Origin of the sequence: Sporolactobacillus laevolacticus DSM 442, from assembly GCF_000497245.1 — a bacterium.
GTDB classification, from domain to species: Bacteria; Bacillota; Bacilli; order Bacillales; family Sporolactobacillaceae; genus Sporolactobacillus; species Sporolactobacillus laevolacticus.
In genome coordinates, this window is sequence record NZ_AWTC01000003.1 from 66,659 (window position 1) to 87,676 (window position 21,018).

Below are 21,018 nucleotides of genomic sequence, written 5' to 3' on the forward strand. Positions count from 1 at the left end.
ATCTTTTTGTTACCAGATTGTCGCTTTCATTTCGACAAGAAGGCATGGTATAAAAGAGACAAGGGTTTTTACTATTTTCGACAAAATCCTCGTATGATCAGACATTAACAAAAGTTTTTGACAATAGTTATGCCTGTGGGTTGGACATGTTATGTTAGGGAAAAGATGGATTATAGAGGGTTGAGAACAGACCCCTAAAGATCAGAGCGAGAGGTGAATGTTTTGATGAGCGCAAACCAGCTTACATTAGGCGGAGCGTTTAATATTTCGCTTGAAACGAATATTTATCAGGTACAACAGGGCGATGAATCCCTGAGAAACTCAATTATTGAATCTTATCAGCCTTTTATTAAAAAGGTTGTTTCTAAAGTATGCAATCGTTTTATTGATCAGACAATGGATGAATTCAGTGTAGGCTTAGTCGCATTTAATGAAGCCATCAACCAATATCAGAAGGGACAGGGAAGTAAGTTCCTAACCTTCGCGGATATGGTTATTCGCCGTAGAATTATTGACTTTATTCGTAAAGAATCCAGACAGGTTCGGCATATTTATCTCGATCAAACGAAACCAGCCGATGAAAACGCAATGGAAGAAAGTTTCATCGAGCAGAAGGCAGCAATTGATTATTATGAGGAAGAATGCCGAATTAATGAACGTATGGACCAGATTGAAAGTTATCAGACACTTTTGCTTGAATACGGCATCACTTTTGATGTGCTTAGCAAGCATTGCCCGAAGCACGCAGATGCGCGTGAAAATGCCAAAGTCTCGGCGAAGAAGTTGGTTGAACATAAAGAATTAGTCAATTATTTAAAAAAGAAGAAACAATTACCGATAAAAGATTTGTTGCAATTTGTATCGTGTAGCCGCAAAACGATCGAGAGGAATCGAAAGTATATAATAGCATTGTCGCTAATCTACATCGGCGGGTTCAGTGCACTAAAGTCATATATTGAACCGGAGCTGGAATCGGTTCAATGACTTAGAAAGGTGGGGAGGAAAACTGATTAATCAGGGTGTGCTCGTGTCCAAAAAGGGGCGGCGCGCGATTGTCTTGACCACCGATGGCGAGTTCAGATCGGTCAGGCTAAAGCGTTCGGCAAACCTTTCGATTGGACAGACTGTTTTAGCCAAACACCTTGTCCCTTTTCATCTTCTTCCCAAAGCTATTCTGACACCGGTCATCGCACTTGGTTTCTCGATCCTGTGCTTTATCCCGCTGTCTCAAAGTACCTACGCGCCTCCTGGTCCCGTGGCTGCGTACGTTTATTTTGATCTTAATGCAAGCGTTGAGGCAAGCGTGGATCAGAATTTGCGTGTAATCTCTGTGCAGCCATTAAATAATGAAGCGAGACAGCTTCTTGGTGAAGTGCCTGTGTTTCAGAATATGACGTTTCAACAGCTCAGTTCGTCGCTTTTATCTAAGCTAAATGATAAGGGACAACAAGGCCATCAATCGCTCTGTTTGGTCACAACTGTTTTGACTGATCAGATCAGCCATCGGCAGCAATCCTTTTTTGCCCATCGCCTGGCAATAGCGTTTAACAGCGGAGCCAGACAAATGCTCCATGCAAACGGAACCGGCACAAAGTGGGTGCTAACCACGCTTGAACGAAAGAGGGCTGCTGAGGAACGCGGTTTGTCCGCAGGGAAGTATTTGCTCTATTTGAGAGCAAACGCTTTTGGAAAGACATTGACGCTTGAAGATGCAAAAAGGTTGTCAATTGAGAAAATAAATGAGATATCTACCTCAGTGTCGCTGCCGTGGAGCGCTTTACTCAAAGAAGTAAACGATGTGCAGAAGCAGCAGCCGACTATTGAGCAGGCGTCATTCAAACTGCAGAATCAGGTCCCGCTTTTCCAAAATCCCTTTCAAGTCAGGGAACCAATGCAAGGCAAAAAAAACAGTAGCTATCTTTATCCGGACAATCGAACAGCCGGGTATGCGTGAACTGCACCTTCACAGTCAAAAAAAGCAGAGATTAAAGAGCTGATGTGTCCAAGCGGAATTAGGTTTCTGCTTGGATTTTTTAAAGTCGGTTTATGGTCATAAATTCTGTTTAAGCGTCTTTGCGATAATTTTCTAATGACAGCTCGAATGTCTGTGGTCTGTGTTTTTTCTTAAATTGAGAGACAGGACAGTTTGTTGTTCGTGAAAAAAGATTTGACATAGGTCGTGTTGAATGTTAAGTTATTAACACTTAATTGAATAGAAATTAACTCTTATCCAGAGCGGCGGAGGGACTGGCCCGATGATGCCCGGCAACCTGATTGTTATCGAGACAATAAAGGTGCTAATTCCTGCAGACACATTGTTTCTGGCAGATGAGAGAGGTGAACCCATCCTCTCTCAAGATGGGTTTTTTGCTATTCCGTTAAATAGGTACGAAAGAAGGTGACGTGAAGTAGGTATTGGTTAAACCCACTAAAATGATGGGTTAAGTATTATTGTTTGTTTTGTATTTTTGAAAGTGGTGAAAAAGAATTGATTCAGCTTAAGAACGTCGAAAAGATTTACCAGACGGAAAATGGATCCGTTCACGCCTTAAACGATGTTTCATTGGAAATTAATGAAGGCGAGATCTTTGGCATTATTGGGTATAGCGGAGCTGGAAAAAGCACGCTCATTCGATTGATTAATTTGCTTGAAAAGCCGACGTCCGGAACCATATCTATTGGGGATCGTCAGTTAACGGATCTGTCTGACCGTCAGCTGCGTGAAGAACGGAGAACGATCGGCATGATTTTTCAACACTTCAATTTGCTATGGTCTCGGACTGTTGCTGAAAACATTGCCTTTCCACTCGAATTAACGAAAATTAAGAAGAAGCAAAAAGAGAAACGCATTGCCGACTTAATCCGAATGGTAGGCCTTGAAGGTAAAGAATCTGCCTATCCGTCTCAATTAAGTGGAGGACAGAAGCAAAGAGTAGGCATCGCACGTGCGTTAGCCAACAATCCTCGTGTACTGCTCTGTGACGAGGCGACTTCGGCGCTTGATCCGAAAACTACAGACTCGATCCTTTCGCTTCTGCTGGAAATTAACAAATCGCTTGGTCTAACTATTGTTCTTATTACACATGAAATGTCTGTGATTCAGAAAATCTGCAGCAAAGTTGCTGTCCTCGATAAAGGAAAAATCGTTGAAGAAGGTGCGGTTAACGATGTATTTGCCCATCCTAAACAGCCGATTACTCAGGAATTTGTAGGCGCACATGCAGCGAACAAGGTTAAACATTCAGGCGATACTCTGGCTATCTCCGACTGGACTCGGGTTCGTATACGTTCTGTGGACGCCCGTTTAATACAAAGACACTTGTCCAGTTTGTTTGGGCGGGAACATCTTTTGGTACGCGTTTTAGAAACATATGCAGTACAAGACGGTAGTGCAGAAGAAACGATTGTGGCAATTCAAGGACCAGCTGAAGAAATTGATTCGGCTCTTTCTGGGGTGAAATCAGACGGTCTGGAAACCGAGGTGATCCATGCATATGTTTGAATGGACACAAAATATTGATTGGCCGAGTATGTTGCTCTCTACAGGTCAAACACTTTATATGACGATCATTTCCGGAATTTTTACATTTGTGTTGGGCATTGTATTAGGGCTTGTTCTTTTTTTAACTGCGAAAGGCGGATTATACGAAAACAAAATCGTTTATCAATTGATTGCTTCGTTTGTCAATGTCTTTCGTTCCATACCTTTTATTATTCTAATCATTCTGCTGATCCCGCTCACAGTTCTGATTATCGGAACGATGATTGGCGCATCGGCCGCACTTCCTTCGATTATCATCGGAGCGGCACCATTTTATGCCCGTCTTGTTGAGATCGGGCTAAGGGAAGTCGATAAAGGAGTAATTGAAGCGGCTCAAGCAATGGGTGCAACGAGATGGCAGATTGTTTGGAAAGTGCTTCTTCCTGAATCACTTCCATCAATCACTTCCGGGATGACCGTCACGCTGATTGCACTGATTGGAAACACTGCAATGGCCGGCGTTGTAGGTGCGGGCGGACTCGGAACGATCGCTTATAATGATGGCTTTGAGGCGAATAACAACACCATTACCTTCATTGCAACAATTATCATTCTGGTTATCGTTTTTATCATTCAATATGCAGGCGATATTATTACACGCCGTGTAGACAAAAGATAGAGATCTTTTTATTAAAATGATGGATTCAAACAAAATCACATGTTAACTTGGGGGAACTATAAATGAAGAAATTAACCGCTTGGACACTTATTCTTGCGCTAGTACTTGTTTTGGCAGCCTGCGGAAAATCGACTTCCGGTAATGCTGCGAATCAAACACTGACAGTTGGTGCATCAGCTGTTCCACATGCTGAAATTCTCAAGAAAGCGATACCGCTTCTAAAGAAAAAGGGTATTGATCTGAAAGTGAAAGTATTCCAGGATTATGTTCTTCCTAATAAGGCACTTACTTCAAAACAATTGGATGCTAATTATTTCCAGCATATTCCTTATCTTGATCTGTATAACAAGCAGCACAACACAGATTTAGTTAATGCGGGGAAAATTCACATCGAACCGTTCGGCATTTATTCGAAAAAATACAAAGATGTTAGCAGTATTAAAGACGGAGCGACTGTTCAAATCAGCAACAATAAAGCAGAACAGGGACGAATTCTTCTCCTGCTCCAGACAAAAGGGCTTGTGAAAATTAAATCAGGTATTGATCCTGTTGCTGCAACGTTAGACCAAAAAAACGGAAAATATAAGGATTTCGATAATATTAAACATCTGAAATTCTTGCAGCCGATTGACCCGGCGATTTTGCCAAAAGCATACCAACATAGTGCCGCAGACCTGTTTGCAATCAATACCAATTTCGCTCTGCAGGCAAATCTTGATCCTAAGAAAGATGCCTTGATTTTGGAAGGTGCGTCATCACCTTATGCGAACATTATCGCTGTACGTAAGGGCGATCAAAATAAAAAAGCAATTAAGGAATTAGTGAACGTGCTTCATTCGAAAACAATTCAGGATTTCATCACGAAACATTATAAAGGCGCCGTATTACCTGTTTCTGAATAATTGAGAAAATAAAGTCACAAAAAGATTCGCCCGGCAGTAAATTACGGGCGAATCTTTTTCATATTTAAAAGAAAGTAAATTCTCAATTTCTAGTGCGTAATCTTGAGCAGTTATTGTGAATTTTTCACGTTTATATTGAATCTATCCGCTATATTTATTAAATTTTTTATTTGAATTTTTTCATGTTTATTGAAAACAGCGGTATAATACGGATACATACATTATCTCAATTCATGCGGTTATCCTTTTAGTTGCTATCTATTTACATCTGATATAATATGATAATGAGAATAGATTGAGAACGTATTTCAATCCGCAATGAGACAATCTTTACTACTGGAGGTTTTGAAATGACTGTACCAGAATTGAAAATAAACGACCTTCACGTTTCGGTTGAAGGCAAGTCGATCGTTAAAGGCTTTAATCTTAATATGAAGGGCGGAGAAATCCATGCCCTGATGGGACCGAACGGAACAGGAAAATCAACGGTTGCCTCAGCGCTCATGGGCCATCCAAAATATGAAGTAACTTCGGGACAGGCCTTGCTTGACGGCTCAAACCTTCTTGATATGTCAGTTGACGAACGTGCACGCGCGGGGATGTTTCTTGCGATGCAGTATCCGAGTGAAGTCAGCGGTGTGACCAATGCAGACTTCCTGAGAACGGCAATCAACGGCCGTCGTGGAGAGGGCAATGAGATTCCTCTAATGAAATTTATCAAGACTTTAGACAAAAAGATGCAGATGCTGGAAATGGATCAGGCATTTGCGGAACGCTATGTAAATGAAGGATTTTCAGGCGGTGAAAAAAAACGTAACGAAATCCTTCAATTAATGATGCTGGAACCGAAATTTGCTATTCTTGACGAAATCGATTCAGGCTTGGATATTGACGCGCTGAAGTGGGTAGCTAAAGGGGTCAACTCTATGCGCTCAGAAAACTTTGGCTGTCTGATTATCACGCACTATCAGCGGTTGCTCAATTATATTAAACCGGATAAGGTACACATTATGATGAAAGGTCAGATTGTGAAAACAGGCGGACCCGAACTCGCGCTTCAGCTTGAGGAAGAAGGCTATGACGGCATGAAGGCTGAACTTGGCATCACTGATGATGAGACGGTTGAAGCATAATTTACGAGATCGTGAGGAGGGTTGACTATGTCAATGCAGCTGCAAAACCTTTCGTTTGACACGGAAGACATTAATCAATTTGCTGAAGATAGGAACGAACCAAAGTGGTTTTCAGATATACGTATAAAAGGCTTGAAGCTGGCGGAAGAACTGCCGCTTCCTCAGCCGGAAAAAACACGAATTGCTGACTGGAATTTTACACATTTTAATTATGATACAGGAAGCGCAGCAGTTACGGATCTGAATGATCTTCCTGAAGAGGTCAATCGTCTGGTTGAGCAAGGATCTGGGTCAGGTAATGTGCTCATTCATGTAAACAGTTCGGCAGTCTATCATCACCTTTCGCAAGATCTGATTGATCAGGGCGTCATTTACACGGATCTGACGACCGCTGTCAAAGAACACAGTGATTTGTTTGCAAAATACTATTTTAAAACCACTGCGATTGATAAGCACAAGTTAACGGCACTACATGCAGCACTTGTCAATGGGGGATCCTTTCTTTACATTCCTAAGAATGTAGTGATTGAGGAACCAATTCAGGCAGTTTATTATCAGGATGCGCCATCATCCGGACTTGTCGCGCATACAGTTGTGGTTGCAGAGAGAAACAGTTCTGTTACCTTTGTTGAGAGTTATCTTTCGGATAGCTCGGTTGGTGAAGGGGTAGCCAACATTATCAGTGAAGTCACCGTCGGCGAAAATGCACAGGTCAAATATGGTGCAGTAGATGAATTTTCAGCTAAAATCGTGACCTATGTCAGCCGCCAAGCTGAAGTGGCAAAGGATGGGCGTATTCAGTGGGCACTCGGACAGATGAATGATGGAAATACCTTATCGGAAAACGCGACGAATCTTGAAGGAACCGGTGCCGCTGCAGATGTTAAAGCGGTAAGTATTGGCAGCGGCTCGCAGAAGCAGAACTTTGACAATTATGTGCGCCATGTCGGCAAGTCAACTCAAAGCCAGCTGCTTGTTCGCGCAGCACAAAAAGATGCGTCGAATTCGATATTCAACGCACGGACGAAGATCGAACGTGGTGCTTCTGGCGCGGACGGTGAACAGACACAGCGCGTATTGATGCTTAGTGATCAGTCGCGTGGAGATGCTAATCCGATTCTTCTCATTGATGAATATGATGTAATCGCAGGACATGCGGCATCAGTTGGACGTGTTGATCCCGACCAGCTCTATTATCTGATGAGCCGCGGAATTAAAAAAGAAACTGCCGAGAAGCTGATTGTCGAAGGATTCCTTGCGCCAATCGTTGACCTGCTTCCTATTGAAGGGGTCCGGGAACAGCTTACGACATTAATTGAAAGGAAAGTTGGCTAATGGATATCCAATCAGTTCGGCAAGACTTTCCTATTCTTAAGCAGCAAGTCAACGGACACAACCTTGTCTATCTGGACAATGCGGCGACCTCACAGAAGCCGTCATCTGTCATTCAAACTATGGTTGATTACTATGAAAAATATAATTCGAATGTTCATCGTGGTGTGCATACTTTGGGCACGGTTGCCACTGATCGCTATGAAGAAGCGCGCGAGAAAATTCGTCGCTTCATTAATGCGAAAAGTGAAAAGGAAATTATTTATACAACAGGTACGACTCAGAGCCTTAATTTGATTGCTTATGGATATGGATTGGCACGATTGGGTGTAGGAGATGAGATCATCATCACACCAATGGAACATCATGCTAATCTGATTCCTTGGCAGCAGGTCGCGCAAAAGACAGGTGCGATTCTGCGATACTTTCCGATGGAAGCTGACGGCACGCTTGACCTTGAAAAGGTTAGAGTAACAGTTACGGACAAAACGAAAATTGTGTCGGTAACAGAAGTGTCGAATGTGCTGGGAACGGTAAATCCTGTAAAGGAGATTGCCAAGATCGCTCATGAGCATGGTGCGATTATGGTTGTCGATGGCGCTCAGAGCACCCCGCACATGACTGTGGATGTTCAGGATCTGGACGCAGATTTCTTTGCCTTCTCCGGACATAAAATGCTTGGACCGACCGGAATTGGTGTTCTATATGGCAAGCAGTCATTACTTGAAGACATGGAACCCGTTGAAACTGGCGGCGAAATGATTGATGAGGTTGGTTTTCAGAGTGCAACATGGGCGGAACTTCCATGGAAACTCGAAGCTGGTACACCTCATATTGCTGGTGCCATTGGTTTAGGTGCTGCCATCGACTATTTGCAGAATGTTGGTATGGATGTCATTCAACACTATGAAGAGCAGTTGACGGAAACAGCATATAATCTTCTCTCAAAAATTGATGGGGTCACTTTATATGGACCCGGCAAGCGTTCCGGTCTCGTGTCCTTTAATATTGACGGTGTGCATCCACACGATGTGTCCACTGCTCTTGATTCAGAAGGTATCGCCGTTCGGGCCGGTCATCACTGTGCACAGCCGCTGATGAGCTGCTTAAAATGTGAATCTACCGTCCGTGCAAGCTTCTATTTCTACAACTCGCTGGATGAAATTGAGGCTCTAGCCAGAGGAATTAAGGAAACAAAGGAGTTCTTCGGACATGTTGTTTAATAATCTTGACCAGCTTTACCGCTCGGTCATTATGGATCATTATAAGAAGCCGCGCAATCGCGGAACGTTGGATGGGGATAACTGTGTGACTGTAAACATGAACAATCCATCTTGCGGTGATAAAATCCAGATCTCGCTTCAATTGAAAGACAATAAAGTTGTCGATGTGAAATATTTGGGCAGCGGCTGTGCCATCAGCCAATCTTCAGCTTCCATGATGACTGAAGCGATCAAGGGATTAGACATTGAGAAAGTGCATCAGCTGACTTTTGATTTCTCTGAAATGGTTCAAGGTCATGAACATAATGATGATCTTGATCTTGGAGATGCTGAAGCGCTGCATGGTGTCTCTCAATACCCAGCACGAATCAAATGCGCGACACTTGCGTGGAAAGCAGTGGAAAAAGCATTGCGTGAAGCAGATAAAGAAAGTGCACAGCAATAATCCAACAATTTTGTGAATTGTGGTACACTAAAGTTAATGACCGCAACAAAATGACTAGTGAAAAATTCGGTGTGAACCTGAAATAAAAAGGTGAATCAAATTCGCCTGGCACGTTAAGAAAAAGGAGGAATGCCGCATGGCTACAGAACAGCAGCTGCCTGAAATTGAAGAATATAAATATGGTTTCAGGGAAAAAGATGTGTCTGTGTTCCGCACAAAACGTGGTCTGACTGAAGATATCGTCCGCGAAATTTCTAAAAAGAAAAATGAGCCAGAATGGATGTTGAATTATCGCCTCAAAGGTTTGGCTCATTTTTATAAAAGGCCGATGCCTCAGTGGGGTGCCGATCTGAGCGGTTTAAATTTTGATGATTTGACTTACTATGTGAAACCGGTAGAAAATCAAGGCCGTTCGTGGGAAGAAGTACCTAGTGAGATTAAAGATACTTTTGATAAACTGGGTATTCCTGAAGCAGAACGTAAATATCTGGCCGGTGTTTCCGCACAATACGAGTCGGAAGTCGTTTACCACAGTATGAAAGAAGAGCTTGAAAAAGATGGGGTTATTTTCCTTGATACGGATACAGCCTTGCAGAAACATGAAGAGCTTTTCAAACAATACTTCGGTAAAGTCATTTCCTTCGCTGATAATAAGTTCTCTGCATTAAACGCTGCGTGTTGGTCAGGAGGCTCATTTGTTTACATTCCAAAGGGTGTTGTCTGCAAGACACCGCTTCAAGCATACTTCCGAATCAACTCAGAAAGCATGGGGCAGTTTGAACGTACGCTGATTATCGTTGACGAGGGGGCATCTGTACACTACGTCGAAGGATGTACGGCCCCTGTATACTCCAGCAGTTCCCTGCACAGCGGTATCGTTGAGATCTACGTGTGCAAAGATGCGTATTGCCGGTACACGACGATTCAGAACTGGGCAAACAATGTTTATAACCTTGTTACCCAGCGTGCTATCTGTGAAGAGCATGCAACGATGGAATGGGTGGATGGCAATATCGGATCGGCGGTCACGATGAAATATCCTTCAGTTGTATTGAAAGGTGAAGGTTCTCGAGGCAGCACATTAACGATCGCGATTGGCGGAAAGGGCCAGAACCAAGATTCCGGATCAAAGATGATCCACTTGGCGCCAAACACATCATCTACAATCGTATCTAAGTCGATCGCTAAGAACGGCGGTAATGTTACTTATCGTGGTAAGGTACATTTCGCGCCGAACGCAAAAAACTCGCGATCCCACATTGAGTGCGACACGTTGATTATGGATGACAAATCAACATCCGATACGATTCCTTACAATGAAGTGTTGAATAAGGATATCTCGATGGAACATGAGGCTAAGGTTTCCAAAGTGTCTGAAGAGCAGCTGTTCTATCTAATGAGCCGTGGGCTGACTGAGCAGGAAGCTACGGAAATGATTGTCATGGGCTTTATTGAACCATTTACAAAAGAACTGCCGATGGAATATGCTGTTGAAATGAACCGACTGATTAAATACAACATGGAAGGTTCAATCGGCTAATTTCAAAATAATAACAATCATCCTGCCTTTCAATTCGTCAACTGGCGAGTTGGAAGGCTTTGTATTTTTTGCGTAAATTAAAATTTAGTTGTTGTGGTTTCGCCTTGACAAGAGTCACACGCATGGGGCTAAAATAAAGACTGAAGCGCTTAGCGATTAGGAATATTACGAAGAAAACGGTTTATGTTTGTTCATTTCCGGGAGGCTTGGGCTTGATTACACTCCATTTTCTACATACCAATGATATACACAGCCACCTGGACTCATGGGGAAGCTTGGTCAATTATCTGAACCAAGAAAGGGATCGGCTGTATCAGGTACACGAACCTTTTCTGACTTTGGATCTTGGCGATCATATGGATCGCGTGAATCCGATGACAGAAGGACTGCTTGGCACAGGTAATGTACAGCTGTTAAACGACGCCGGGTATGATTATGTGACGATCGGCAATAACGAAGGCATCACGTTTACGAAGGCACAATTAAATGAAGCGTATCGCACACGACGATTTCAAATTGTGCTCGGCAATTTGTACGATCAGGAGGTGGGTACCCGTCCTGAATGGTGTACACCGTTTGCCATCCATCACATGCAAGGTGTTAAGGTCGGGCTCATCGGCTTAACTGCGGCTTTTCCCAGTTTCTACAGCCAGTTAGGATGGACGATTGCAGATCCCTTTTCGGAATTAGAAAGCTTGGTGCGACAGATTCGGCAACAGGTCGATGTGCTTGTCCTGCTGTCTCATGTTGGTCTGCCATTTGACCAGCGTGTTGCAAGGGAAATCGAAGGTATTGATGTCATTATTGGTGCCCATACCCATCACGTGTTAGAACAAGGAGAGTCGATTGGTGACACATTGATCGCCCAAGCGGGAAAATACTGTCGTTATGCAGGGCATGTTGTTGTCGAATATGATGAAAAGAAGCATCGAGTTGTTTACAAAGGTGCGGACTTGGTCACTCTTCGCGATCAGCCTGATCCACTAGCCAAACAGGAGGTTGAACGGCTGACGGAGAACGGAATTGCCAATATGCAGCAGGTTGTCGCTTACCTCAAGCGTGATCTTCCTGTTGACTGGTTTGCAGAAACAGAAATCACAGGAATAATGGCCGACGCACTGAGGGAATGGTGTGGCGCGGATATAGGTCTTGTTAACGCAGGCGTAATTCTGGATAGTCTTCACAAAGGTCCGGTAACACGCTACATGGTGCATCGCATCTGTCCTCACCCGATAAACCCATGTCGTGTCGAAGTCACGGGAGAAGAAATTATTGAAATGATTACCATTGGGTTAAAGAAAGAATTTCAGACTTATGAATTAAAAGGCTTTGGCTTCCGGGGTAAAGTATTGGGGAAATTGGTGCTCAGTCATGTAAGTTACGAATTAACTGAAGATGGGCCGGTTAACATTCGGATTGGCGAACAACCGCTTTTGCTTGAGAAAAAATACAGTGTCGGCACGATTGATATGTTTACCTTGGGCTCTTTTCTGCCGCCTATAGTCAAAGCAAAACAACGTTTTTATTTACCTGAAACCTTACGTGATTTGCTGGCATGGCGGCTGCAAAATGAGTGAACGATTCGGACACTAGTCACTTATAGGTTCTTCTCCCCATAGGATAGATGGGGAGGGAGGCTTGAAAATGATTGATGTGCAACCCATTAATGTAGAAGGTAACCTTTATCAAGGTGTCAGTGTGACTCTGCCGAAAACAACGCTGCTGGTGATTACCGGCAAATCCGGCTATATTATGTGCGGGGCGCTTGACGTTAAATTACTCAATGACAAACTGGCAGATCGGAATGTGATTGCAGGAAAAGCAGTTGGCGTACGCACACTGGATGACTTGCTTCATGCACCGCTTGCGGAAGTTACCATTGGGGCGGAGAAACTTGGAATCCATGTCGGTACAACCGGAATCGAAGCTCTGAAAATAATGGCGTGATCCTGTCTTTTCGTACGGCCTAAGACGACGGAAACAAACTGTGGTATATATATAAATTTGGATGGTTGGTCAAAGTTAACAGCAATGCTTTCCAAAGAAAAAAGAGGTAACCCTCCTTCACACAGCATATAGATGATGTGGAGGAGGGTTGTCATGTTTAAGCCAAGCAGACGTTACAGACAAAGGAATATGTCCATCAAACATGCATTTTTCCTGTCTTTATTGATTTTTATCATCTGTGTGTCTCTCGCCATTTGGACGGTCAATGAAAAAATGAAGCCGGCCGTCATGAGCATTGCCCTCACCCAGACAGAACAACTCGCCAATTATGCAATTAATTATGGTATTGGAGAAAATGTACTGGCTAACGCTCAGGGTAAGAATGACCCTAACGAAATTCCAAAAACTAATCCAAATAAATTGATCATTACACATCTGACGACCCAAAATGAAGTAAGCAACTACGATGTAAACACAGAAGAAGCCAACCGAATTAAAGGGGTGATTTCCAATCGCATCCTATGGTTTCTCCGTGCCGCGGAAAAAGGGCGAATTTCCCTGACCAATGGGCATAATGATGATCTAGTTTATAGCAAACATCATGAGGGAGAAGCACTTGTTGCTGACATTCCCCTTGGACAGATACTTAACAATGCTTTACTCAGTAACTATGGTCCTAGAGTACCTGTTGAAATGGATGTCGTCAGCAATGTTGAAAGTGATATCAATTGGAACTTTAAGAATGTTGGAATTAATAATGTTGTGTTTTTCATGTATCTTGATGTCAAAGTCAAAGTGGATGTCATTGTCCCTTTTGAAATGAAAACAAAAACAATTACCCAGCACATACCAATTGCTTCAAAATTATTGCCGAAAGATGTTCCTTATTATTACAGCTCTAATGGGTCTGGTATTTCAACTTCAGTTCCCATTGAGCAACCTAAATCAAATCAAAATCATTCAAGTGAAAAAAAATGAGCGGTGTTATTAATGGTCATTTGTCTGCCGTTCTTGCCGTTCCCATATCCGCAAGGCGGGATAAGGATCAACCGAGTACTCTGTTCTTCCGTTATCACGGTAGAGTCCATAATGAAGATGAGGAGGGAACTTGCCCATCGTTCCTTTTGGTCCATAGCCTGAGCTGCCTACGTAACCGATCACCTGTCCAGGTTTTGCGATCACGTTTCTGTGAATACCGGGCGCATACCCATTGAGATGGGCAAAATAATGGTAATTGCCTTGAATATCGCGGATGCCAATACGCCAGCCTCCATATTTATTCCAGCCAATCATCTCAACGACGCCGCAAGCAGTCGCACGGACCGGTGTGCCGTAATCAGCAAATATGTCCGTACCTTCGTGAATACGCCGACCGCCCCAGCCACGCCTGGCGCCCCATGTAGACGTGAAATCATGATTATATTGTAGAGGAACTGGAAAAGCGTGTTTATAGAGGTCTTCAGCATCTACTTTTTCATATAAACGAGCAAAATCCTCGATCAGATCGACAGCTTTTCCTCTCTGATAAACAGACCAGAGACCGATTCGTGTATTCTGTTGGCCAGGTCCTGATTGTGCAATCAGTTCAGCGAAGGTATACAAACGATCTTCAGCATTTCTGAGTTCGGCGCGACCATCTCCGTTGCCATCCCTGCCAATTCCACCAAAGAGTGCAATGGAATCCGGATTTTCATCGTCAGGATTTGGATTGAGGGGTCCGATCCAAGTGCGTTTGCTGAATTTAATGTTAATCAATTCATTTGTCTTTTGTTTTTCAGATCGAAGGGCAGAAACATTGCGTGCGTACTGGTCACATCCTGCGAGCACACTCCACCGGACACCGGTCAGAGCAGAAGTCTTCAGATATAATGCCTTTCGATCCTTGGCGAGTTGATCGATATTATTTTTTCCATAGGCAGAGCCGGCTAGTAAAAGAAAAACGAGAAAAAAGCATCCAAATATCCGTGACAGCATTGTCATCGCTTAACAACGGTCCTTTCGTTATAAAATTACGGTTTGATTGGTGCACCTTTTCCAGAAACCTTTGTGATCTGCTATAATGGTTTGGAAGCGGCCATATGATGCCTCGCGCTTGACCTGCGAATAGCGGGAAAACGTCCGCCCACCTTTAAAAGGGTGTTCAAAAAGTCCGGGAAAAATTGCTGTCGAATCTCTGCGTCAACTTGTTTCTCCGCTCCTCACGTATTATTTACATACGCTCTGGTGCTCGAAACTGCGTTTCCTTGATCTTCGACGCTCAGGACGAGCTAGTATCAGGTATGCCACAGGACGTGGCGTTCTGCCTGACCTCGGCCCTTTTTGTCCTCCTTTTTGAACAGACTCTTTACGGGCGGAATAGCGCGGCCCCGTGGCAATCAAGAGGGGAGGTTATTCCGTTGACCAGTCCAATGGTTTCTATTGATCACCATCGATATGAAGTGATTGAAAATGTTCGGAACGGCTGGAATGAGGAAGCCTTTGTTAAACGATACAGCGATATTCTGAACAAATTTGATTATATTGTCGGAGACTGGGGCTATGAACAGCTAAGGCTCCGAGGTTTTTATGAAAATAATAACCCAAAATCAACTTTTGATACGAAAATCGGTACACTTGTTGATTACCTTGTCGAGTATTGCAGTTTCGGATGTGCGTACTTCGTATTAAAGAAAATCGATGGCAAATGATTTGGATCAAGAAAATCAGATCGTGATCAATTGATGGTTAGTTTGCTCAAAATAAGATAATTGATGAATTGATATTAAAAGTTTTAATCTGAATTCGTTCGTTTCAGAATTCATAAAGTAAACTCAATACAAGGACCTTTGACCCGGAATGAGGCCGCAAAAATTATTTAATATGCAGTTCTGAAATGAAGAGAAGAATTGGGGGTTCATTACCGGTGGGAAAGTATGACGCATTTTTGCTGGATCTTGACGGCACGGTTTATCGTGGAAAAGAAGAAATACCTGAAGCAGTTGCATTTGTAAAGACTTTAAAAAGCAAAGGGCTTCGCTACTTATTTGTAACTAATAATTCAACGCGGACAAAAGAGGCTGTCGCCGATCAATTGAGCGGATTCGGCATTCCATGCACACCTGAGGATGTACTGACAACGGGTATGGCGACGGCAAGCTACATAAAAGCCCAAAAGCCCGACGCCACTGTGCTTTATATTGGCGAGCAAGGCCTGAAACAAGCAATGGAACAGGCTGGACTAACGTACGAAGAGGAACATCCTGATTTTGTTGCCTTTGGGATGGATCGGCAGATTACTTATGAAAAATATGAGAAAGCATGTCTCGCTGTCCGCGCAGGAGCAACCTTTGTATCAACAAACCCAGATGTAGCACTTCCCAATGAACGCGGATTAGTGCCCGGTAACGGTGCCTTGACTTCAGTAATCAGCGTTTCAACTGGTGTACAACCTATTTTTATTGGCAAACCGGAATCAATTATTATCGAACTCGCGCTTCAAAAGGTTGGAACAACGAAGGAGCGTACCTTAATGATCGGTGATAACTATGATACCGATATTATGGCTGGGATTAATGCAGGACTTGATGCCCTGATCGTTCATACCGGAGTCACTTCGGAAGAAGCACTGAAAACAAAGCCAATTCAACCTACATATTCATTGAAATCACTCAGCGAATGGACTTTTGATTAACAGGTCTCGTAATAAAGCAGCGGTATCATGATGATACCGCTGCTTTATTTTTTGGAAAAGAACAAAGGTGCTGTGAAATGAGATGAGCAAATTCAAAATCGTTTTCTCAAACTGAATGAACGCCGGTATAAAAAATGCGGATCACGTTCAAAAAATTATCTGGTGAGTCAGCGTATCTTAGGTCATGAAAAGAACCGAGTCACGATAGAATGGATATAGAATAGCAATTGATTGACCTGTGATGGGAGGCGGATGGGATGAACATGCCGGATTGGCAGTCGTTGGTGGAAAATGCATACGATCTGCAAATTATGGATGAACCGGTATCCCTTTTTTTTCAGCCGATTAATCGTTTCTATCATCAGAATTTGGATCTGCTTGCTCAATGGGCGGATTATTTAAACGTCGAAAAGGGATTACCGATTTGCCGGTTACTGCGTAATCGAGAGGGACAATTTGGTACTGAGATCAATGGGGAATCATGGGTTCTAATGAGTCGCGAGCAAATGAGACGGGATCAAGGGATCACAACAGGCATGATGCTGGCAGAATTGCACCTTCAGTCATCAGGGATCGACGTTCGTGCATTTCCTGAATCTCCAGCGAATTCGAGAACAAAAGACTGGGAAGATCGAATGGATGCATTAGAGAGAAAGTATGAAGAATGCCTATCCAGAAAGTCGCAGTCAGCTTTTGAACAGATTTTTTTAAATAATTTCCCCTACTTTTCAGGTTGCGCAGAGAACGCAATTCAGATGAATGTCGATGGATTCATCGATTTTCCGAACCAGGATCCTGTATGTATTGGGCACTACCGCTATTCAAATGACGATCATGTCGTCGATGAAAACCCTGCACTATGGGTTGTCGATGATCGTTCAAGAGACTTAGCGGAAGGTCTTCGTGTTCTTGTCTGGCGGACTGCTAAAAGCTATCATGAACCCGATGTATTCAAATTTCTGGATGATTATGAGTCACGTTATCCATTGACAGAGCATGTCATCTACAATATGTACGGAAGGCTGCTGTATCCACTTGCTTTCGTGGAATGCTGTGAACGTTATTTTTTCAGTTCAAATTCTACTGATCAGCGTGAGTTGGAACTATTGCTTCGCCATTGTGAAGAAAAAGCGGAGGATAATGAACAACTGCTCTCGCTATTAGCTCAACGATACGACGGGCAGCTTCAAGTGCCGGAATGGTTAATCAAACAGTGATCGAACAAAAACACCGCTTGCCACTTAAGGCAGGCGGTGTTTTGACTTATCCATTATTTAAAAGACTTGTTCAAGTTCTTTAACTCCGGGAACATTTTCAAGTAGCGCTCGTTCAATACCTGCCTTTAGAGTAAGCGTTGAACTCGGGCAATTGCCGCATGCGCCCAGCAGACGTACACGCACGATACCGTCCTCAACGTCAAGCAGCTCAACATCTCCGCCGTCTCGCAATAAATAAGGACGAAGTTTCTCAAGAACTTCTTCGACTTGGTTATACATACACACACTCCTTCACTGTCGCATTTAATCACATTATAACTTTTTTACAAGGGAAAATCTATTTAAAACACTGCCGTATTCAAGCTGCTGTACGTGTTCAGCCGTCTCTGGTAAAATCAAATACAAATCAGTGACGTATTCTGATGAATTTGCTATATTAATTAATAAATTTATGTTTTCTGGGGTGAGCCGATTGGAACTGACTGTATACGGTGCAGAAGCCGTTTGTGCGAGCTGCGTTCAGGCGCCGCCGTCTAAAGCAACTGCCGAGTGGCTTGAAGCGGCTCTGTTACGAAAATTTGGTAAAAGCGTTACTGTTCGTTATGTAGATGTCAATAAACCGGCGACCGACGAAGATCGGTATTATTGCGGGAAAATTTTGGAAGACGCGTATTTTTATCCGCTTGTCGTTGCTGGTAACGAGGTCCTTGGTGAAGGGTTTATTTCGCTTAAACCCGTGGTTCAGTATTACACCCGACAAGGGCTGATTCCTTTGGAGCAAAAAACGGACACGCCGTGAAAATATAATATGAAACACATAGGGTTTTAAAAAAGATTATTAAGTATCGTAACTGACACATTTATAGTGAGAACTTTTATGCGAGGAGGATGGTTTATGCTCGATTTCCATCACAGCTGGCCTTATGAGCGTGTTGCAAGTGATCTTTATTTCGAAGAGTGTCCATTCTGCCATGAATCACCGGTTTTACTTTCTATAAAGAAAGAAGCGATCAAGGGTGCCTTCGAAGGGATTAAAACGCATATCGTCATGCCTTGCTGCCATGAAAAAATTGTGATTGAGAATATGGACAGTGATTATATTTGGGCGACACAGACGCTGAGATAAAAGAAATGTTGCTTGCCTGTGAGCATAGAACTGGAGCGATGACTTTGGAACAGAAAATACCGTTTACAAAAATGCATGGTTTAGGAAATTGTTATATTTATCTGGATGGGGTCACACGTAAGCTGTCCATTCCTTCTTTTCCTGAACTATCAAAGCAAGTTTCCGACCCATACAAGGGTATTGGGTCAGATGGGCTGATTCTAATTCTGCCGTCTGAACAAGCAGATGTTAAGATGCGTATCTTTAATAAAGATGGATCAGAGGCGATGAATTGTGGGAACGGACTCCGCTGCGTAGCAAAATACGCATACGAACATCAGCTTGTTGATTCAGACACTTTTTTTATCGAAACATTATCTGGAAACAAACAGGCACGTGTGCATGTGATTGATGGGAATGTTGAGCAGGTCACAGTTGACATGGGAGAACCAATTCTTGAGCGAGGAAAGATACCAGTTTCTGGCGGAAACGCTGAGGAAAGTGTCATCCGCGAAAAGCTGACGGTTGATGATGTTGACTATTCATTCACCGCTGTATCAATGGGAAATCCTCATGCTTTGTTTTTTGTTGATGAGGTGGATCAGGCTCCTATACATCGGTTAGGCGCACTTTTGGCCGATACGCATCCGCTCTTTCCGAACGGGGTTAATGTTGGTTTTGTTCAAAAACGATCTGACAGTGAAGTTAATTATCGGGTCTGGGAACGCGGCTCAGGGATCACTCAGGCATGTGGTACGGGGGCTTGTGCGTCCGTGGTCGCCTCTATTTTAGAAGAACGGATCACACGGGATGTGCCGGTAACGGTGCATCTTGAAGGCGGAGATCTGACGATTGAGTGGCGATCCGATACCAATCATGTAATGATGACCGGTGAAGCAAAAACAATCTGTGAAGGCGTCTTTTTCACTAATGAATGCCTTTGATTGTGATTAAGGTCACATCACGATATAATGTTATTAAATATGTTTAAAAAGGAGGACAAAAAGGGCCGAGAAGATCAAGGAAACGCAGTTTTGAGCACCAGAGCGTATGCGAATAATACGTGAGGAGCGGAGAAACAAGTTGACGTAGAGATTCGACAGCAATTTTTTCCGGACTTATTAAACACCATCTAACTCAAATAAGGAGCTGAAAGAAATGAATATTACATTGACCGATGCAGCAAGCTTTCGTGTCAAAGAAATGTTGAAAAGCGAACCTGGAGAAGATCTATTTCTTCGAGTTGGTGTCGGTGGTGGTGGGTGCTCCGGACTGACTTATGGAATGGGATTTGACGATAAAATGATTGATGGCGATCTTGCTTTTGACGGCAATGGCTTCAAAGTGGTTGTTGATCAGAACAGTGCACCAATGCTTGACGGTGTAACCATCGATTTTAAACAAAATTTGGACGGCGGAGGATTCACAATTGACAATCCAAATGCCATTTCAACTTGTGGCTGTGGTCATTCATTTAAAACAGAAGGCAACGAGGGCCAGCCAGCGAAACAGTGTGACTGTTAAGATTGTCTGCAATAGAGATCACGAATATCAAACGCAAAACCATCTTTTAGTGTCTAATCTCACTAGGAGATGGTTTTTCTTTTGAAAAAAAGTAGCAATGCGGAATTAAATACGAAATGAAAAATTATTTAATGTGGGAATAAAAAAGTGTCATTATGCAAATTTTAAACTAAAAAAAGGTGGATTATTAATTACCATGCAAACAGAACAGAATACCAAATTAACTTCAGCAGAAATTTCTCAACTTTGGACAGCATATTACAATGAAAGCTTAGCAATTTGTATTTTCTCACATTTTTTAAATAATGTTGAGGATGCAGAAATAAAGTCAGTTTTAAATTACTCTTTTGAATTGGCCCAAACACATATTGAAAAACTTAAACTTATTTTTGAGAAGGAAACTTTTCCTCTTCCTGTTGGTTTTAAATTAAGTGAAGATGTTGATCTCAGAGCACCGCGTCTTTTTACGGATACTTATTATCTGAATTTTGTAGCACAACTCGGAAGTTTAGGATTAACTGCTTATAGCATGGCCGTCTCATTTGCCATACGAAAAGACATAAATGAGTTTTTTATCGAATGCCTAAGAGAATCAACAGGATTACATACGATGACTAATGAGATATTATTATCAAAGGGCTTATATATCAAATCACCGATCACACCGATCCCAAATCAGGTTGATTTTGTAAAAAAAGACGGTTTTCTTAAAGGGTTTTTCGGGGATGTACGGCCACTATCAGTCGTTGAAATAACAAATCTTTATGCGAATATTCAACGCAATGCGATTGGCGCAGCAACCATGATCGGTTTCAGCTAG

Annotated in this window: 23 protein-coding genes and 1 riboswitch; of the genes, 21 read left to right on the top strand and 2 right to left on the bottom strand. The window is 42.9% G+C overall.

Translation table 11 applies throughout. From position 1 onward, the window contains the following. Positions 1-225: 225 nt before the first annotated feature. From sigI to yunB, 13 genes are all read left to right on the top strand, one after another. Complete coding sequence (sigI, locus tag P343_RS23190) at positions 226-984, top strand: RNA polymerase sigma-I factor (protein WP_023509125.1); 759 nt, start codon at positions 226-228, stop codon at positions 982-984. A gap of 37 nt (positions 985-1,021) precedes the next feature. Further along, positions 1,022-1,954, top strand: a complete 933-nt coding sequence (locus P343_RS23195; RefSeq protein ID WP_023509126.1) for an anti-sigma factor domain-containing protein — start codon at positions 1,022-1,024, stop codon at positions 1,952-1,954. A 269-nt stretch (positions 1,955-2,223) separates the two neighbouring features. After that, positions 2,224-2,335: riboswitch (SAM riboswitch) on the top strand. Between the two features lie 153 nt (positions 2,336-2,488). Next, on the top strand, positions 2,489-3,502 hold the full coding sequence (locus tag P343_RS23200) for a methionine ABC transporter ATP-binding protein (RefSeq protein ID WP_031263641.1): 1,014 nt from the start codon (positions 2,489-2,491) through the stop codon (positions 3,500-3,502). Continuing rightward, a complete protein-coding gene (locus P343_RS23205) occupies positions 3,495-4,160 on the top strand; it encodes a methionine ABC transporter permease (protein ID WP_023509129.1) in 666 nt (221 codons plus the stop codon). Before P343_RS23200 ends, P343_RS23205 begins: the two co-directional genes overlap by 8 nt. Positions 4,161-4,222: 62 nt before the next feature. Beyond that, positions 4,223-5,062 (top strand): MetQ/NlpA family ABC transporter substrate-binding protein, encoded by an 840-nt coding sequence (locus P343_RS23210; RefSeq protein ID WP_023509130.1) that lies wholly within the window; start codon positions 4,223-4,225, stop codon positions 5,060-5,062. 350 nt (positions 5,063-5,412) lie between these two features. After that, positions 5,413-6,195 (top strand): Fe-S cluster assembly ATPase SufC, encoded by a 783-nt coding sequence (gene sufC, locus P343_RS23215; protein ID WP_023509131.1) that lies wholly within the window; start codon positions 5,413-5,415, stop codon positions 6,193-6,195. A gap of 27 nt (positions 6,196-6,222) precedes the next feature. Next, a complete protein-coding gene (sufD, locus tag P343_RS23220) occupies positions 6,223-7,530 on the top strand; it encodes a Fe-S cluster assembly protein SufD (RefSeq protein WP_023509132.1) in 1,308 nt (435 codons plus the stop codon). Next, positions 7,530-8,750 (top strand): cysteine desulfurase, encoded by a 1,221-nt coding sequence (locus tag P343_RS23225; protein ID WP_023509133.1) that lies wholly within the window; start codon positions 7,530-7,532, stop codon positions 8,748-8,750. The genes sufD and P343_RS23225 overlap by 1 nt, the downstream gene beginning before the upstream one ends. Then, complete coding sequence (gene sufU / locus P343_RS23230) at positions 8,740-9,195, top strand: Fe-S cluster assembly sulfur transfer protein SufU (RefSeq protein WP_023509134.1); 456 nt, start codon at positions 8,740-8,742, stop codon at positions 9,193-9,195. The genes P343_RS23225 and sufU overlap by 11 nt, the downstream gene beginning before the upstream one ends. 136 nt (positions 9,196-9,331) lie before the next feature. After that, the gene (gene sufB, locus P343_RS23235) at positions 9,332-10,735 is read left to right on the top strand and encodes a Fe-S cluster assembly protein SufB (RefSeq protein WP_023509135.1); all 1,404 of its coding nucleotides are present in this window, start codon (positions 9,332-9,334) and stop codon (positions 10,733-10,735) included. Between the two features lie 212 nt (positions 10,736-10,947). Continuing rightward, positions 10,948-12,312, top strand: coding sequence for a bifunctional metallophosphatase/5'-nucleotidase (locus P343_RS23240; protein ID WP_023509136.1), 1,365 nt, complete (start codon positions 10,948-10,950; stop codon positions 12,310-12,312). 67 nt (positions 12,313-12,379) lie between these two features. After that, positions 12,380-12,682, top strand: a complete 303-nt coding sequence (locus tag P343_RS23245; protein ID WP_023509137.1) for a YunC family protein — start codon at positions 12,380-12,382, stop codon at positions 12,680-12,682. A gap of 153 nt (positions 12,683-12,835) precedes the next feature. Then, positions 12,836-13,660 carry a sporulation protein YunB gene (gene yunB / locus P343_RS23250; RefSeq protein ID WP_023509138.1) on the top strand — a complete coding sequence of 275 codons (825 nt, stop codon included), beginning with the start codon at positions 12,836-12,838 and terminating at the stop codon, positions 13,658-13,660. 9 nt (positions 13,661-13,669) lie between these two features. On the opposite strand, the gene P343_RS23255 is transcribed toward yunB, so the two are convergent. Next, a complete protein-coding gene (locus tag P343_RS23255) occupies positions 13,670-14,662 on the bottom strand; it encodes a M23 family metallopeptidase (protein ID WP_023509139.1) in 993 nt (330 codons plus the stop codon). Between the two features lie 428 nt (positions 14,663-15,090). Between P343_RS23255 and P343_RS23260 the strand changes: the two genes are divergently transcribed. The 3 genes from P343_RS23260 to P343_RS23270 all read left to right on the top strand — a co-directional run bounded on the left by P343_RS23260 (position 15,091) and on the right by P343_RS23270 (position 17,569). Continuing rightward, entirely contained in the window at positions 15,091-15,369 is a 279-nt protein-coding gene (locus P343_RS23260) for a YutD family protein (RefSeq protein ID WP_031263642.1), read from the top strand. 215 nt (positions 15,370-15,584) lie between these two features. Next, a complete protein-coding gene (locus P343_RS23265; RefSeq protein WP_023509141.1) occupies positions 15,585-16,352 on the top strand; it encodes a TIGR01457 family HAD-type hydrolase in 768 nt (255 codons plus the stop codon). 257 nt (positions 16,353-16,609) lie between these two features. Further along, a complete protein-coding gene (locus tag P343_RS23270; protein WP_023509142.1) occupies positions 16,610-17,569 on the top strand; it encodes a protein kinase family protein in 960 nt (319 codons plus the stop codon). 57 nt (positions 17,570-17,626) lie between these two features. On the opposite strand, the gene P343_RS23275 is transcribed toward P343_RS23270, so the two are convergent. Further along, the gene (locus tag P343_RS23275) at positions 17,627-17,848 is read right to left on the bottom strand and encodes a NifU family protein (protein ID WP_023509143.1); all 222 of its coding nucleotides are present in this window, start codon (positions 17,846-17,848) and stop codon (positions 17,627-17,629) included. Between the two features lie 193 nt (positions 17,849-18,041). Here P343_RS23275 and P343_RS23280 point away from each other — a divergent pair, with 193 nt between their 5' ends. The 5 genes from P343_RS23280 (at position 18,042) to P343_RS37405 (ending at position 21,018) form a co-directional block, all read left to right on the top strand. Further along, complete coding sequence (locus P343_RS23280; protein WP_023509144.1) at positions 18,042-18,368, top strand: DUF1462 family protein; 327 nt, start codon at positions 18,042-18,044, stop codon at positions 18,366-18,368. Positions 18,369-18,464: 96 nt separating this feature from the next. Next, positions 18,465-18,695 (top strand): hypothetical protein, encoded by a 231-nt coding sequence (locus P343_RS23285; RefSeq protein ID WP_023509145.1) that lies wholly within the window; start codon positions 18,465-18,467, stop codon positions 18,693-18,695. 71 nt (positions 18,696-18,766) lie between these two features. Continuing rightward, entirely contained in the window at positions 18,767-19,618 is an 852-nt protein-coding gene (dapF, locus tag P343_RS23290) for a diaminopimelate epimerase (RefSeq protein ID WP_236620323.1), read from the top strand. A gap of 214 nt (positions 19,619-19,832) precedes the next feature. After that, positions 19,833-20,198: a HesB/IscA family protein gene (locus P343_RS23295; protein ID WP_023509147.1), complete on the top strand. Its 366-nt coding sequence runs from the start codon at positions 19,833-19,835 to the stop codon at positions 20,196-20,198. A gap of 196 nt (positions 20,199-20,394) precedes the next feature. Continuing rightward, a complete protein-coding gene (locus P343_RS37405; RefSeq protein ID WP_236620319.1) occupies positions 20,395-21,018 on the top strand; it encodes a DUF3231 family protein in 624 nt (207 codons plus the stop codon).